Origin of the sequence: Methanolobus sp. WCC4, from assembly GCF_038022665.1 — an archaeon.
In the GTDB taxonomy this organism is placed as follows: domain Archaea; phylum Halobacteriota; class Methanosarcinia; order Methanosarcinales; family Methanosarcinaceae; genus Methanolobus.
Map to the genome: position 1 here is coordinate 1,747,055 of NZ_CP150629.1, position 15,731 is coordinate 1,762,785.

Consider the following 15,731-nt stretch of genomic DNA (forward strand, 5'->3'; position numbering starts at 1 on the left):
TACAATGGCAATGAATATAATTAAGTACTATTGTTGCATTATATAGCTTTATTAATATTAATTAAACATTACTTAATTACTATCTAGCCATAAACGCATTTCATTTCAGGTGTTCGAATGACTTCCAGATATTCATCAATAGTTCTTATATTCATGGTCATAGTTTCTGTATTAGGCAGTGGTTGTTCCAGTAGCTCTCCTGAGGAAGGAGCATCTGATATGGTGGTGACCTTTTTGAATGCTATCAATGATGGTGATTTTAACACTGCATATTATCATTATCAGGGGAAGGATTTTCTTGCTGTGGCAAGCGTTGAGATGATCTTCGACAATAAAGGAATTGAACCCGGTGGGATAAAGGATATCGAGATAACTGCTTTGAATGTTTCCGGGAACCTTGCAGTAGCAACTGCTGAGTGCAGTGTTTCTGCTTTTGACCAGATGGGTAATCTGGCAGATACTACAACTACAATTCCTGTCTACTTCAGATTGCAGAACAGTGACCTGGGCTGGATCGTTACAAGGGTCGCTTTCAATGAACCATTGACTATCGATGAGGCTGATCTTGTGGATATTGAGGTTGCCTCTACTCCTATAGATTCTATAGCTGACAATGCGCCGGTCATATCTGTGTTTGCATTTGCTCTGCTTGGTGCCGGTATCTACCTGGACCGTAAGGACAAGGCAAAGAAAAAGGAGGCCAGCAGAACAGTAGATGTTTCTGGTGCAACTCCGATACAGAAGGAGTCCATAGCTCAATACGTCAGGTTCGTTCCTGCTCAGGGTATAACTGTAGGAAAAGCTACGAGTGTTGATGTATGGGTCAAGAACTTTACCCAGGAGCCCTATGAGAACTTTGCGATAAAGGCAAAATTCGGTACTGCTCTTGAGGCAGATAAAGAGAACCTGTTCTTTGATACTATTGCTCCCGGTGAAACCGTGAAAAGGACATGGATAGTAAAGCCTAAAGTTGCTGGCTGGGCATCGATCGAAGAGCCTACTGTGGTTTTCGATTACATGGGTACAAAGTATATTGGTGTGCTTGATCCTGTGTGGCTCCAGGTTCAATGAATTTTAAGACGATGAATGGTATTTACGGCATTTACGATATTTATGAAATTAGCAGTATTTACGATATTTGCAGTATTCAAGGGCGATAAGGATGTCATCGGAGAATAGCGACAAGGATCCCTCATCAAAACCCTCATCTTCTGATCTGATGAAAAAGCTGAATGATGCTTTTTCTTCTTATCTGGATGGAGATGGGTCAACTGCCGGGCCAGATAGCATATCTGAAAAAGAATCCCTCCTGGAGCTTGTACGTTCAGAGATAGCTGAAAAACAGGCTCATATGGAAGGGAATTCCGATGAGGATGTTGTCGCAGAGGATCCGGTCACTGCTATTGAAGGAGTTATTGATCCTGAAAATGATCGACCGGCCATTTCAGAGATAAAAGATACTGAAGCCATTGTAGATATTGAGACATCGGAGGTATTGGAAACACCTGTAGTTCCGGATGCTCTGTCAGGTGTCTTTGATGATGTTCAGTATCAATCTGTGGATATCGAAGTAACCGAAGATGAAGGTCCGACCGAAGATGAAGATGAAGGACGTTATTCCGAAGTCATATCCGATATTCTGAAAAAGAAACCTAAAACAACATCTGCTCCTGCTTCAGTTACTAAAAATGAGCATTTGTCTGATATTCTCTCCGGGACCGAGGACGAACCATCGGTTGAAGAAAAGGTTCCCGATCCTGATATCAAATTGAAAGGAACTGGAAATGACTTTGTGCCTGTTGAGATGCCAGCAAAAGAAGATGAAGGAACACCTGTCATGATCAAACCTGAGTTCAGGAAAACTCTTTTGAAGGACGACAGTTCGAGACCTGTTCCATCTTTCGTAGATAATACTCCAAAAGATAAGCCAAAAGTATCTGTTGTCAAAAAAAGTGAACCTGCTGAAAAGGTCGAAAAGCCAGATATCCGCCGGCCTTCTTCAGTTCCTTCTTCTGAACCATTACCTGAACCTATTCAAAAGAAAGATGTTCGATCTGTTCAAACTTCTCAGGAGAAGGCCGAAGAAGTCGTATTTGATACACCTGATATTGCTTTCCTTTACAACAAGGACCACACAAGCCATGATGCTGCTTCCCTTTCCATGAACACTCATGAGAAACCTGAACGTATTATCAAGGCCATGTGGTATCTGGAAAAGAGTAAGGTCTTTGAGGATGGTACATGCACGCTTCTCAATGACTTCGAGATGGCGGATGAATCCGATCTTTTGAGGGTGCATGATGAATCCTATATCTCTTTCGTTCGCAACTATGCGAGTTCAGGAGGGGGTTTCCTTGGTGACAGCACTTATATGACACCAACTTCCTATGATATTGCCAAGATGGCAGCGGGTGCAGCTATAAAGGCCGGCGATCTGCTGGTAGATAAGGAATATTCCCATGCATTCGTGCTGGCACGTCCGCCGGGGCACCATGCCAGTTCCCAGAAGTATGGAGGTTTCTGTCTTTTCAATAATGCAGCAGTTCTTGCAAGATACCTGCAAAAGTGCAGGAACGTCAGGAAAGTTTTGATACTTGACTGGGACGCCCATGCAGGCGATGGTACGATGGAGATCTTCTATGAGGACCCTACAGTTATGTTCCTGTCAACTCACCGTGATCCTCACGGGTTCTATCCACGTAAAGGCTTCAGTACACAGATCGGGGAGAATGCAGGTAAAGGGTACACTCTGAATGTCGAGATGCCTGAAGGTTCCGGCAATGAGGAATACATGCTGGCCTTTGATGAGGCCATCATACCCATGATACGTCATTTCTCACCTGATTTCCTGATAGTGAGCTGCGGTTTTGATGCATACTATAAAGAAAAGAACATCGGCCTGGCTCTTGATTCTGAAGGTTATCATCAGTTGACCACAAAGGTGCGCTCGGTATTCGATGGTCCGATGGTCTTCCTTATGGAAGGTGGTTATCACGATTCCAATGGCCAGTTGTGCCATAGTGTCCTTAATTCCCTTCACGGCAAACCAAATCCTGTAAGTGACCGTCAGGAGATGTCAAGTTATAAGGTGACCCAGCAAAAACAGATATTCGAGCAAACGAAGAAAAAAGTAGAGGAATCGAAAAAGCATAGTCCGGTACTTTCTTCACAGGTGTCCCAATGATCAATGTTGGCCTTACGTTCAATGAGAATCACCATCTTCATGATTCAAAGCTGAATGGTTTTCCATGTCCTGAGAATCCATCAAGGTTGAAGGGTATTCTGGACTATCTTGAAAGCAGTGATCTGGTCGATGGTGAAAGGTGTTGTTTCTATAGTTCTGAACCTGCTTCGTTAAAGGATATACTGCGTGTTCATGATGTAAGATATATCGATCATCTGAAAGCATGCACAAAGGATAGTGCGCTAAGCCCGGGAAATGATGTATACGTTTGTCCTTCATCGCTGGATGTAGCTTTACAGGCATTGGGATGCGTTCTGAATTCCGGGGATCTGGTAGCCAGGGGGAAGTGCACTCATTCTTTTGCGCTGGTGCGTCCGCCTGGTCATCATGCGGCTTCTGAGGCTTCAAGTGGATTCTGTCTTTTCAATAATTCCGGTATACTTGCCAGATATCTCCAGAAGACATACGGGCTTGAGAGGATCGCAATATTCAATATCGATGCCCATGCATCAGATGGGACCTATTCGGTGTTCGAAGATGATCCCGATGTGCTTTGCATATCTGTTCATCAGGATCAGTCGACCCTGTATCCTCATAAGGGTTTCATCCGTGATATTGGAGTAAGGCCTGCACTTGGTCTTTGCATCAATATGGAAATGCCACCTGAAGCAAGCAATCCTGAATATGGGATATTCTATGATGAGATTGTGGAAAAGGTTCTGGAGAAGTTCAATCCTCAATTGGTCATACTTGAGTGTGGTTTTGATGCTTACCACAAGGAACCTTTGACCAGATTGAACCTGACAATTAATGGCTACTACAGAATAATATTTAAACTTGCAAGTAAATGGAACGTTGTATCGCTACTTGAAGGTGGCTATCATGATGACCTTGGTCTTCTGACATCCGTCGTCATTCGTGCATTGCTTGGAATGGATAACGTTAAGGATGATGTTGACCTGATCGATCTGCTTGCTTCAAGGCATGCAGGCACAAGGAAGGATTTCGACAAAAATCTCTCAAACCTGAAGATGAGGCTGGAGTCCTACTGGGGACCGTGGAACCATATTTAAGGTACTGCACTTTGATGAATAGATGGTAATATGTTCGAGCTTGGAAAAACAGAAGATGGGATAACTTTCTATAAACTTGAGCATGCCTTTGAGCTTGACAAGTTGAAGATAGGTGAGTTCAGCTATTTCAGAAAATATCTGGGCATGTCCGACTATCTGGCGAATTTCAGAAGCTGGCTTAAAAGACCTACGGTTGCTCTGGTTCTTGCTATGTCCGGGAACACGGTTGTAGGATGGTCCATGAATGAGAAATGGAGCTCTCCCTCAAAGGACGGCAGACCTGTCTATGTTCTTCGCGGTATCGAGGTCTCTCCGCAACTTGCCAGAAAGGGTATGGGTAAGTGCATGTTCTTCCTTATCTCAAAGGTCCTTATAGGTCATATTATAACCAAACCTGTGAACAGTACCGCAAAACTGTTCTTCGAATCCATGAATTTCGAAGAACCTGCGTACAGTTCTCCTGTACATCTCACTGACCATCCGGGTTATCTGATCCTTGAGGAAGGCAATAAGGGTTCAGTGTTCTGTGATAATGTTTCTTTGTTCAATGAGAATATCATGGCATGCAGGCAGAAGATGTTCCCAAAGGAGATGTGTGTTGAAGCTGCAAAGAATGATCTCGATCCAGTGGCATCAACAGCGAAATGTGACCTCGTGGATAATCCCGGAGATTCTGCAGGTGAAGTTACTGAAGAGGTAGGAGAGATCCTGCCTGAAACCCCTGAAGTCGAACCAGCTCCTGAAGATCCGGAGGAAGAGTTCATATTCGATGGTAAGTTCATCGGTGAACAGAAGATGATGTCCCCATGCAAGTGCGGTCATGCTGTGGTGAACAAATACCAGGTGACAGGTAAGAGGTCAGGTACTGCTTTTATCTGTACCGAATGTCATGTTGAGAGATATTTCCTGCCGCTGAAGCAAAAGAAGAAATGAAGTAGAGTTTCCTATCTTTTTTGTTTTATATCATTCATTTTTAATTTTAATTATATTTTCTGTATTTCAATCTGTTAATATTTTTGTACATGTTTTGCTTACGCAAAAGTTGCTAAAATCCTCTGATCAACAGAAGATTATTAATAGAGCCAATACAATATATGTCATAATTATAATACTTAATATATAATTTATTTGTACGGGGTCCTTCCATATGGCTCAAGAGCAGGGAATTGCAAAAGTAGATCTGACTTACATTTATAAAGCAGTAATGATGGGAACCTCCCTTTATTCAGATAACTGGGAGAAGGGTGTCCTCTATCTTACCAACCTCAACCTGTGGTTCTCAGAGGGTGGTGGATGGTTGACCATTCCATTGAAAAACGTCACGATGGTAGGGAGGGAAGTGACCGACCCGATCCGCATGAAAGCCCAGCGGACAATTGGTACTTCACACATCCTGTTGATAGACTATCTCCAGCCATCATCGGTAGTAGAAGGAGCAACAGCATCAGCCACAGCATTACTGGCAGGTAACGAAGCGATAATAAGCACGCTCAAAGCCTATCTGCAGCCTATGTGCGGCACACCACCTAAGAAACAATCCCTTTCTGACGTTGACAAGAAGCTCCTTTACATGCTGTCCACAGGAGTTAACGACCTGCAAAAGCTCGTTTTCTTCATCGGTGTAGATAACGAGACACTGGCAAACAGTTTCAAGAATCTGAGGGAACAGGGCCTGTGCGACACTTCAGGAACGCTTACAGAACAGGGTCACAAACAGATCAGGGAGATGATGTGAAATGGATATGATCATAAAGATGGAGGTATACGAATGACCGACCCGGGCCTTCCTCCATTTATGCAGAATTCAGGCGGTGGCGGACCACCTTCAATGTCCGAAGGTAGTTTCGGTCAGTCAATGGGTGCCTTTGGTGCTTTGCTGAAATTACAGCAGAACATCAGCGAAAGGTTCCCACGGTCCAAAGTACCGTGGAGCGAGACCAGAAAGTTCCTCAAAGCTATCAGCATCGATGGGATCAGGTCAACTTCTCTTTATAAATTCCACATGGACTTCTTCAAGGAGATCGGTCTTGGCAGCATGCAGCTGATCTCATATGCGCCGATGCATTACATCTACGCTGTTCCCAATAATCCGGTATGTAACTTCTATCCTGCACTCAACAACCAGAAGGTCTGTGTTGCCACTACGGATGCGCTTCACCGTTTCTTCAGGGAAGAACTCGAGCTTGAATGTTCGGTCGAGGAAACAGAGTGTATCAAGAACGGGGACCCTGTGTGCAAGTTCAAGGTCGACCTTCAGCCGATCTCTGCATATCAGGTAATGCTGGATAAGAATGACAAGATGATCCTTTCCGGTGTAAGACCACCTGTGGAGCAGGACGAGCTCATGGAACGTGTGAAGGCACTTACCGTTTACAAGCTTCTGGAAAAGGGTAAGCTCTCTGAGATAGGCAGTGCTTACATGCAGTTCGCAAGCAGTATGAATGTAGAGGAAAAGGTATTCGATCCGCCATGGAAGCTCAAGGAGGAACTATCCTCCATCGCTGAGACCCATAATACATTTGGTGGTGCTTTTGGTGAGATGGCCAATAAGATACAGGCAGAACAGTCTCCTGCACCGGCGGCCCCGAAACCAGCTGTCTCCGAAGAAACTAAGAAACTGCAGGAAGAGGCTAAAAAGACAGACAGCTTTGCCGAACTCCTTGCTAAAATGAAAAAGAATGAGTAGTGATACAAATGGCAGGTTACAGATCAGCTTCACACAATGATCATCTGGGAGAATTTATTGGTGAGTTCATAAGGGTGATCACATACAACTCTCATTACAGGGGCGAGTGCGTAAGGATCGATCCCAATAACAACAATGTGCTCTTAAAAGGTGTCGTTAAGAAGAACGAGACCGGATGGATGGATATCAGTGAAAGCATGGTAATAATGGGACATTCCATAGAATCAGTATACATAGAGAAGAGTTTTCCTTTTGACAGTAATGAATCCCTTGTGCTCTCTATCGAGGATGGTTCACTTCATCCAGGCTCAGAGCCGGAGATGCAGGGATCTGATATCATGGGTGACATGGAATTTCCGGAGGAATTTAAATGAGCGGCGAAAAAAGGATACCAACCGGCATTGCAGGTCTTGACAGGGTAATTGAAGGTGGTGTACGTGATAATACGACACTTCTTGTCGTAGGATCAAGTGGTACCGGTAAATCTACTTTTGCAATGCAATATCTTAATTATGGTCTTGAACACGGGGAGAATGGTCTGTACATTAGTATGGAAGAGCCTCCTGAACAGATCATGCGTGAAGCAAAGATGTTAGGATTCAATCTTGATAAATACTATAATAAAGAGTTATTCTTCTTTCACTCAAAGGGTAAGGATTTTGTAAAGCTCGTAGATGAGCAGTTGCCTGCACTTGTGGAAGCGAACAAGAACTATTCGGTGAAGACCCGTGTCATCATCGACCCGCTGACACCTCTGATATGGGCCATACAGGACAAACAGGAACAGCGTGAGATCATCACAAAGCTTTTCTATACATTGAAGCAGCTTGGGCCTGTTCTGATCACAACGGAAGAACATGCAGCTCCGGGTGAGACCATTGGTGAGGATGTACTCATCCCTATCTACATGTCAGATGGTGCGGTCCACCTGACATACAGGCCGATCGGAGGTGCGTTTAACAGGGCGCTTGAGATCGTTAAGATGCGTGCCACAAGACATGGTGAAGAGGTCTATCCTTACATATTCGTCCGTGGTGTGGGTGTTGTTGTTAGGACGACCCCGCTGGTATCTGCTGAGGATCTGCGCAAGTATGATGATGTGTTCGATAAGGCCATCAGGACCGCTGCAGATATCGGAGCCAGCGAGCGGATGCTGGAACGCCTTGTCTATGTCAAGGAGAACTGGTCCTATCCGTTCTCTCCAAAGGAAACCCTTCAGATATTCTTCGAATCCCAGGGTCTCAATGATGCTGTGACCAGAGAGGAGCTTGCGAAGAGAAGAGAGATCGAAGCTAGCTCTCCGGAGACCAATCTTGATATAGCTGAAATTACCGGTGGGACATTACAGGTAGAAGACGAAGTTGTCATGCCGGATTTCCAGGATGATGCGGTTGTTTCTGATCCGGAAGGCGAAGAAGGTCTTATTGAGATAGACAGCCTGAGCGAGCTGGAAGAACTGGTCCAATGATGCAAGAGGTGGATTGACGTGTCAGTTAAAAAAACAAAAGATGACCTTGAGGACGTTTCACTTTTGAAGTTCGCCCTGGTCGCACAACTGAAAAGGACACACCAATCCAGTGATGTGGATGTACTTCTGTTCGCGGGTGCTGACGGAAGGATCTACGCATCCTACATACCGGATAGTATAGGCCCTAAGATATTCGAACTTACAAATCTTATAAGCCACAACCTCCTGCATGTGAGCCAGCAGCTTGCAATGGGACTGAAACAGTCTGTGATCGAGTATGACTTTGGTACTGTTATCTTCTCTTCAGTTGGTCGTGGAGCACTTTTGATCTCTCTCTTTACAGGGGCTCCTGATCTTGCAGCTAACATGCACAGGATCGAAGTGACCCGGGATGTGGTGCAGCATATCTTCGAACAGAGGCCTATGTCGGCAGAGCAGCTTGCTGCTTACCCTGAGGATGTAGCTAAAGAACTGCGAATCCTTGCCAAGATAGTGTTCGATGAGATGTACACTCAGTCATCAGAATACAAGAAGAATATGGAGATCCTTGCGGATATCAAGGAAAAGATAACAAGTGTCATGGGCAGAGGTGAGGTCGAACAGGTGCTTGCAATGGCATTCAATGAGATCGCTTCGTCCCCCAAGTGGATGACAGAGGATCTGTGGCCACTTCTTCTTGAGATGATAATCAATGACCAGATCAGGCCATTGCATGGAGATTATGTAGCCGAGATATGTGAGTCCGAATGGATACCGGATATAAAACACAAACTTGAATCATTCGTATGAAGGTGATATGGAATGGATGATGAGATACAGGACCTGGGAACCATAGAACCGGAAGACCACATTGCATTTACAGAAGAAGCTCAACTCGAGGAGGCTGAGCCAGCGATCATCAATGATCAAGGCCATGATGTTCCTGGTAGTGAGCATGGGTATGATGCTGACATTGAAGGAGAGTATGGGCATGCTGATGATATTGAAGGTGAGTATGAGTCTGATATTGCCATCTCCGTTGACAATGATGATGCTGATCCCGGGGACGTAAAGGCCCTTGTACCTGTCACTGATGATCACTCGGGACCCGATAATTTTGAAGATAAGGCTCCAGAAGTAACAGATGGTATTATTTTGGTGGATGAAGATACTGACCTCTCATCCATTCAAGAAGAAGATGAGAAACTGGCCATTGAACTTGAATCTCGTGTAGTTGCCTTTGAGGAACGTCTCAATGAGATGAAGTCATGGGTGGAATCCAGCTTAGATGTGAATGGGAATCTGATATCTTCATTGGGCAATGAGATACAGGCACGTGCGGATGATACTGAATTCAGGCAACTGAAGACGGACTTCGATCATTTCTCCAAAAAACTGAGGCGTGTGGTCCAGGCAGAGGATTCCGTGAATGCCGAAGCCCTTGATGCGACAAAAGTACCGCCTGATGTTCTTGAGATAACCTATGCAAAGACACTGAACGATCTGTACAGCGCCATGCTTGAGATCTACGGGGACAGGGAATCATGTGATATGGTGGAGGATGCCCGGGAGAGCGTACGCCAGTTCAGTGCCGGAGTGGATTTCTTCAGGTTCGAGGACGAGACATTCATAGTAAAGGGACTTTCGGAGGCCATTGCAGCTAAGATAGTCTCTGTGAAACAGATACATGGTACATATATCGAGTTATTCAAAATGCTGTACCAGCATGTTCCTAATTACAATTCCCAGGATTTCCGTGCTTTTGTAGAAACAGGAAGCAGGGAATACACTATCGAGAAAGTGGTATCACACGAACATTGTCTTGACCAGATAAGATCCGATGTCGTTGAGTTCAGGGACGAGCTGTCCCATATAACAGAAAATGTCAGTTTCATGGCTGAACTGCAGAACAACCATATTGAGGATTTGGCAGGCAAAGGTGAGGAGCTCGATGAGGTAAGGGAACAGATGAAAGCAATAGCAAAGGCTGTTAACCTTCATACGAAGGCTATAAACAAGCTCAACAGGACACTCATGGAGCTTAAGGACCTTCCGGTTTCCGCAAATGCCCTCTCTGCCCCATCTGAGCCTGTGGAGGCCCCTGATATCTCAAAGATAGAGGAGATGGTTGGTTCCAGGGCAAGCAGGGAAGACCTGTCGGCAATCTCCGGTGAGATGGAATCCTTTAAGGCCAGCGTGGAAGAAATGTTCATTTCCATGCAGCAACAGCTTGAAGAGAGCATGCTCAATTCTCAGAAGCTGAAAGGACTTGAGGAGGAGATATCAGGTGTTCATGAGGAGATCCAGCATCTGCATGTCGCAGAAAAGTCCCAGTCCGTAAGGCCTGTTGATGTCCCTGTCGAAGATGGGATATCAGGTGTTCATGAAGATATGCCGCCTCTCTATGTGGCAGAAGAGACCCGGCCTGTAAAACTTACAGATGCCCCTATAGAGGATGTTATCACAGGTCAGCTTTCAGTACTTGGTTCTGCAACCCTTAAGCAACTTGAGAAACAGATAAATGAGCAGGGTTTCCCGATCGATCATGAAAAGCTCTCCCTTGTGATGTCATATCTGGAACAGGAACATCTTGTTAATACCACAAAGAAGGGCAGATACACTTTCTATTCAGTAACGGAACCTGTGAACGCTTAAGGTCCAGATGATAAATAATGTCAGTTGAAGGTTTGGATGTATTACACATGGCCGGAGCGATCAGTTATGGCGTTCTGGAAACAGATTCATCGGTGGACGATCTTAGTATTGATATTGGACGATCCAGCAATGTAGGATTCAATTATTTCCATAACAAGTTCGGCATGCCTTATGATTTCCTGCTTAAGAGCAGTATAAGTTCGGGTCATCATCTTTTCGTTGCGGTGAACGATACAAAACTTGTTGGTTTTGCAAGGTTCGAGAAGATATCTGATGCCACCGAGAGGACCTACAGGGGAAAAACGAATGTGGTTCATCATTCGGTTCACCTGTTAAGGAGCATAGAGGTTCATCCTTCCCACAGGCATGTAGGTATAGGACGCCTGTTATTTGCTATAGCTGTAAGGCATCTGAAGACCAATGTGATAACTATGCCGGATAACTCCGGAGCTGCACGTTTCTTTAAGGAGAAACTGAAGTTCACAGGACTGAATTCCGGTAGTAGTAATCTTTCTTCCAGATACAGGGGCCATCTGATCCTGCCGTATCCGCGTGCAAGGAATATGTTAAAGACGATGGCTGGCAGTTACCCGCGTATGGTGATGCCTGAGCTGATAGGCAGATACGAATCACTGAAATTCAAGACCAATATGGGTAAGTCGATAACAGAGAAAGATATCAGTGAGTTCCAGCTGTTATTTGATAACTCAAGGGAGTTGCTGGATAACAAATTGATAGATGAGATGGATTCGTTCCTCAAAGGATTTGAGTACAGGTAATTTATGATGATTCAGGTGATATCTTGGCAAATATGGATGTTCAACGGTTGCGTAAGGATCTATTGAAATATTACGGCAAGTACAATACGATGCCGGTGAGTACGTATGAGCTATCAGCGGATATGGATGCCGGTAATTGTGCCTCTGTGATAGATGATATTACTAGCTATCTTCTAAAGCCCATGGAAAAGAACATACGTCTTGAGCTGTCCCAGCTATTCAAGGAGTGTGAGAATCCCGAGATACCATATTTTGAGGTTGTGATGGATATCATGCAGTTCATGAACGAGTTCGTAGGTGATCCTCATACTGTTGAGCTTATCTTTGCAAGAGTGAACAACGAGGTTGCAAGAAAAAAGCTGGAGATCGAGGATAAGGTCTATTATTCGAACACGGACTGGACCTCGGATGTGGCGGAAGCAGCAATGCAGAAGCTCAGGGATTCAGGTACAGAACGTGATTACCAGTTCATGATCGATCAGCTTACAGAGGTCCTTTCTCATTTCACCAGTGAGGCAGGTACCAAGAATGTGCGTATGAAACTGAACAATATCATAAAGGTCCACAGCCAGCGTGAACTGAATTCACTGGACCTGCATCTTTGAGTATGTTCAGAAGGTGGTAAAGATGGGTGTTCTGAGTTTCACAGGACAATGCCATCCTCAGTTATCCTGAACTTGTGCTTACCCATAGTAAAATCGCTTCCTCTCTCTTTCAAGATCTCAAGATATCTGTAAGGTGTGTTGTCATGTTCTTCTGTGCCCAGCAGGATAACAGTGTCGAACATATAGGGCCAGAGGCTGGAGTCTATGTCAGAAGCAGGTATCTCACAGGTAGCCATCAGGAGTATGTCCTTTTCATCGAATTCCTGAAGCAGGTTCTGGACAAAGGATCTTAGCTCGGATCTGTGGAAAGGTCGCTCATCAAAGGTACTTTCGATGTCTTCCAATATGTTCATCGTATCTATAACAACCCTCGAGTATCTCTTTTTCAGGATATTCTCGTTCAGGTATTCAAATATGGCAAAATCTCCTTTTGCAACTATGTCAGAACTGATGGAATAGAGGTCCAGATTCTCCTTTACCTGTTCTTCATTGTAGAATGAGAAGGTTGACAAAGCCCTGATCATCTTATCCTCTGATTCAGAGAGCATTGAAATGTAAGCACATCTCTCTCCGTTTTTAGCAGCATTGAACAATGATTGCATGCAAAGATTGGTTTTGCCTGCTCCGCATGAGCCAGCTATCAGGACAGAAGATGGTTTTAAAAAACCTCCGTGGAGAAGATGGTCAAACTTTGCAACATATGATGGTGTTCTCATATCTTCCACTCTCTTTATCTACGTATTGATCTTTTATAAGTTTGTCGTGGATCAGAAAATATCGTGGAACTAAATTCATTCTATGCCGGATGAATTTAAGCAACCTTATATATTATCAGTTCAATTTAATTGATTATAATATCTAAAAACACTTTCCTGTATGTTGATGATCATGTCTGACCTGCATAATAATAGTAACAATGAGATATTGGAGTATCTGCGTGATATGAACGACCGGTTGAGATCACTGGAGTTACGCGTTATCGAACTTGAATCCCGTAATTCTCCCGATGTCAACGATAAGATGGCTGCTTTTCTGACAGTCCCTGATTCTATCCGCAAGTCCCTGTTCGCTGTATCCAAACTTACATCATGTACAGCGGACGAGGTGAGTGAGATAACAGGAAGGCATCGCTCTATCGAGAACAAGTACCTTAATGAACTTTACAGGGCCGGATGGCTTGAGAGGGAAAGGAGAGGTAAGAAGATCTATTACTCTCTGAGCAAAAAAGCGGATAATAAGAACAATGAGTATTGGTCCGCAGTTGAAGAGGTCGAGAACAAACTTGACCAGCTACTTGGGTGAGTTAAATGCTTCTGAGTTTCCATTCATATAAAGGTGGTACTGGCAAGACGACATTTGTCGGTAACCTCGGTGTCATGCTTTCGCAACAGGGCAAGAAGGTATGTATAATAGATACTGATGTCAACGGTCCGGGTCTTCACTCACTGTTCGATATCAGGTACGATATGACACTCATAGACTTCCTTCAGGGCCTGTGCAGTGCCGATGAGGTTGTTTACAGGTATGAGGGCTCTGATGTCTACATAATTCCTTCAAAGGCATGTGAGGAGGACATATCCGCCCTGTTCACAACTCCCGGTGAGGCGAAGGATAAGCTTCTGGACCTTATTAAAAAGACAGGAGAAAGACTTGACATCGATCACTTCCTGTTCGATTGCAGTCCCGGTATCAATAAGTCAAGCCTTCTTACAATGAACATAGCTGACAAGGCAACCATAGTGTCGACCATCGATATTCAGGATATAAGGGGAACCTATGTCCTGTCGAACATGGCCACAAAACTTGGAACTCATGCATCCCTCCTTTTCAACAGGATACCTCTTGACAAGAAGGATGAGATCAATGAGGTAGTTCTTGATTTCAGTGACAAGCTCGGTACGGAGCTTCTTGGACTTATCACTTATGATGAATCAGTTGCAAGGTCCTGGTCAAGGAAGATCCCTATGAAGGATGAACCTGACTGCAGCTACTGTACTCAATTGAAAGCAATAGCAGAATTACTGATAGGATAATCCTTGTCGAAGGACCGGATATGGACCTGATGACCTTACATTGAGGTCCTGTATTCTTCGAGGCTCTGGCCAACTATCCTGTCAAGTTCTTTTTTCTCTTCAGGTGTCAGGCTGAATATCTCTTTTATTTTGTTCATATCACTTTGCATGTAAGGCTCAAGGACCAGCCTGTCCTCATCGATGGTATATCTCAGGTCAATAGCCCCATCTTTTGCTTCTTTTATCCTCTTGCCTTTCTCAAGCATGAACAGGTTATTGAAAAATGGTATGAGATCGGTCCTTACAGACATGCATGTATATTCATCATTCATCGTTGTCAGCACCGTACTTTCGTACTTTTCACATTTGCGAAGCAGGACAGAAAGAAAATGAATGTACGGCCTGTTGTTCTCTAACTGCTCAAGGCTGGAGAGGTCAGAAAGGACCACAAGATGTTTTTCGCCGGATAACAATTTCCCGATCCTGATCATTGTAGTGGTGAAGTTCTTGAACAGGTGGAACGAGGTGACATTTCCTGTACCATCTTCATCCGGCAATTCATTTTCATTCCATATGATCTTGATAACAGGTACTGCATCTCTCTTTTCTATTTCTCTGGAGAGTGATCTGAGAAGGTCAGGTACTTCGGAGCCTTCAGTATAGGAAAGAACGGAACTTTCCCTGTCAAGTATATTGAGAAATTCCATAAGTGTCTGATCCTGGTCGTTGGGTGCCATTTTTATCTCTGCCGGATGAACTTATTATTTTTAATGTATTATAATATTAGTGTCTTGAATAGGATTTATATTTTTCTAAATAATCACGACCCGTGGCAAAGAGCATCAATGGTCTATGGGCGATAACGCTGTGCCTGTCAGTCTCATATTCCAATTTCCCGAAAAGGTTAATAACTATCGCAGCAGATTTTATTCGAGGTGTTTTTGTATATGTCAAAGTTCCATAAAAGAGACTACGAACGTAAGGGCGAAAAGAAACACGAAGAACTCGATGCAAAACTATTGCAGGAAAACCTCGAAGATCTCAAATCCATGGAAGGTGAGATCACAGATTGACCGTAAGTATCAATGTTGAACTTATCAATTCGGAGACGCCTGGTCAGAAACTGGACGTTCCGGATGGAAGCACTTATGAAAATGTACTGGACATTCTTGGTATCAACCAGGAAACTGTCCTTATTTTAAAAGAGAAAAAAGCTGTTCCAATAGATGGAATTGCGGTGCCCGGCAACTTGACTATCATGTACATAGCGTCACAGGGATAGGTACAGAC

Annotated in this window: 18 protein-coding genes; 16 read left to right on the forward strand and 2 right to left on the reverse strand. The window is 44.2% G+C overall.

The genetic code is table 11. From position 1 onward, the window contains the following. The first annotated feature begins 117 nt into the window (after positions 1 to 117). The 12 genes from V7O63_RS08380 (at position 118) to V7O63_RS08435 (ending at position 12,429) form a co-directional block, all read left to right on the forward strand. Positions 118 to 1,071 (forward strand): hypothetical protein, encoded by a 954-nt coding sequence (locus V7O63_RS08380; RefSeq protein WP_340817992.1) that lies wholly within the window; start codon positions 118 to 120, stop codon positions 1,069 to 1,071. Positions 1,072 to 1,162: 91 nt separating this feature from the next. Further along, positions 1,163 to 3,184: a histone deacetylase gene (locus V7O63_RS08385; protein ID WP_340817993.1), complete on the forward strand. Its 2,022-nt coding sequence runs from the start codon at positions 1,163 to 1,165 to the stop codon at positions 3,182 to 3,184. Then, complete coding sequence (locus V7O63_RS08390) at positions 3,181 to 4,257, forward strand: histone deacetylase (protein ID WP_340817994.1); 1,077 nt, start codon at positions 3,181 to 3,183, stop codon at positions 4,255 to 4,257. Before V7O63_RS08385 ends, V7O63_RS08390 begins: the two co-directional genes overlap by 4 nt. Before the next feature lie 30 nt (positions 4,258 to 4,287). Further along, a complete protein-coding gene (locus V7O63_RS08395; protein WP_340817995.1) occupies positions 4,288 to 5,190 on the forward strand; it encodes a hypothetical protein in 903 nt (300 codons plus the stop codon). A 271-nt stretch (positions 5,191 to 5,461) separates the two neighbouring features. Then, positions 5,462 to 5,992, forward strand: coding sequence for a hypothetical protein (locus V7O63_RS08400; protein ID WP_340817996.1), 531 nt, complete (start codon positions 5,462 to 5,464; stop codon positions 5,990 to 5,992). Positions 5,993 to 6,025: 33 nt separating this feature from the next. Further along, positions 6,026 to 6,943, forward strand: coding sequence for a hypothetical protein (locus V7O63_RS08405; RefSeq protein ID WP_340817997.1), 918 nt, complete (start codon positions 6,026 to 6,028; stop codon positions 6,941 to 6,943). Positions 6,944 to 6,951: 8 nt separating this feature from the next. After that, positions 6,952 to 7,317: a hypothetical protein gene (locus V7O63_RS08410; protein WP_340817998.1), complete on the forward strand. Its 366-nt coding sequence runs from the start codon at positions 6,952 to 6,954 to the stop codon at positions 7,315 to 7,317. Further along, positions 7,314 to 8,411 (forward strand): ATPase domain-containing protein, encoded by a 1,098-nt coding sequence (locus tag V7O63_RS08415; protein WP_340817999.1) that lies wholly within the window; start codon positions 7,314 to 7,316, stop codon positions 8,409 to 8,411. The genes V7O63_RS08410 and V7O63_RS08415 overlap by 4 nt, the downstream gene beginning before the upstream one ends. An 18-nt stretch (positions 8,412 to 8,429) precedes the next feature. Beyond that, complete coding sequence (locus V7O63_RS08420; RefSeq protein ID WP_340818000.1) at positions 8,430 to 9,200, forward strand: hypothetical protein; 771 nt, start codon at positions 8,430 to 8,432, stop codon at positions 9,198 to 9,200. A gap of 12 nt (positions 9,201 to 9,212) precedes the next feature. Next, a complete protein-coding gene (locus V7O63_RS08425; RefSeq protein ID WP_340818001.1) occupies positions 9,213 to 11,045 on the forward strand; it encodes a hypothetical protein in 1,833 nt (610 codons plus the stop codon). Positions 11,046 to 11,062: 17 nt separating this feature from the next. Continuing rightward, positions 11,063 to 11,824 (forward strand): GNAT family N-acetyltransferase, encoded by a 762-nt coding sequence (locus tag V7O63_RS08430; RefSeq protein ID WP_340818002.1) that lies wholly within the window; start codon positions 11,063 to 11,065, stop codon positions 11,822 to 11,824. 23 nt (positions 11,825 to 11,847) lie between these two features. After that, entirely contained in the window at positions 11,848 to 12,429 is a 582-nt protein-coding gene (locus tag V7O63_RS08435) for a hypothetical protein (RefSeq protein WP_340818003.1), read from the forward strand. A gap of 38 nt (positions 12,430 to 12,467) precedes the next feature. Here the strand turns inward: V7O63_RS08435 and V7O63_RS08440 are convergent, their stop codons facing one another. Beyond that, positions 12,468 to 13,145: an ATPase domain-containing protein gene (locus V7O63_RS08440; RefSeq protein ID WP_340818004.1), complete on the reverse strand. Its 678-nt coding sequence runs from the start codon at positions 13,143 to 13,145 to the stop codon at positions 12,468 to 12,470. Between the two features lie 172 nt (positions 13,146 to 13,317). On the opposite strand from V7O63_RS08440, the gene V7O63_RS08445 reads away from it, so the two are divergent. Then, the gene (locus tag V7O63_RS08445) at positions 13,318 to 13,731 is read left to right on the forward strand and encodes a helix-turn-helix domain-containing protein (protein WP_340818005.1); all 414 of its coding nucleotides are present in this window, start codon (positions 13,318 to 13,320) and stop codon (positions 13,729 to 13,731) included. A 5-nt stretch (positions 13,732 to 13,736) separates the two neighbouring features. After that, on the forward strand, positions 13,737 to 14,462 hold the full coding sequence (locus V7O63_RS08450; RefSeq protein WP_340818006.1) for a MinD/ParA family protein: 726 nt from the start codon (positions 13,737 to 13,739) through the stop codon (positions 14,460 to 14,462). A 35-nt stretch (positions 14,463 to 14,497) separates the two neighbouring features. On the opposite strand, the gene V7O63_RS08455 is transcribed toward V7O63_RS08450, so the two are convergent. After that, positions 14,498 to 15,178: a hypothetical protein gene (locus V7O63_RS08455; protein WP_340818007.1), complete on the reverse strand. Its 681-nt coding sequence runs from the start codon at positions 15,176 to 15,178 to the stop codon at positions 14,498 to 14,500. Positions 15,179 to 15,388: 210 nt separating this feature from the next. Here V7O63_RS08455 and V7O63_RS08460 point away from each other — a divergent pair, with 210 nt between their 5' ends. Beyond that, complete coding sequence (locus V7O63_RS08460) at positions 15,389 to 15,514, forward strand: hypothetical protein (RefSeq protein ID WP_340818008.1); 126 nt, start codon at positions 15,389 to 15,391, stop codon at positions 15,512 to 15,514. Then, the gene (locus V7O63_RS08465) at positions 15,511 to 15,723 is read left to right on the forward strand and encodes a hypothetical protein (RefSeq protein ID WP_340818009.1); all 213 of its coding nucleotides are present in this window, start codon (positions 15,511 to 15,513) and stop codon (positions 15,721 to 15,723) included. The genes V7O63_RS08460 and V7O63_RS08465 overlap by 4 nt, the downstream gene beginning before the upstream one ends. Positions 15,724 to 15,731: the final 8 nt, after the last annotated feature.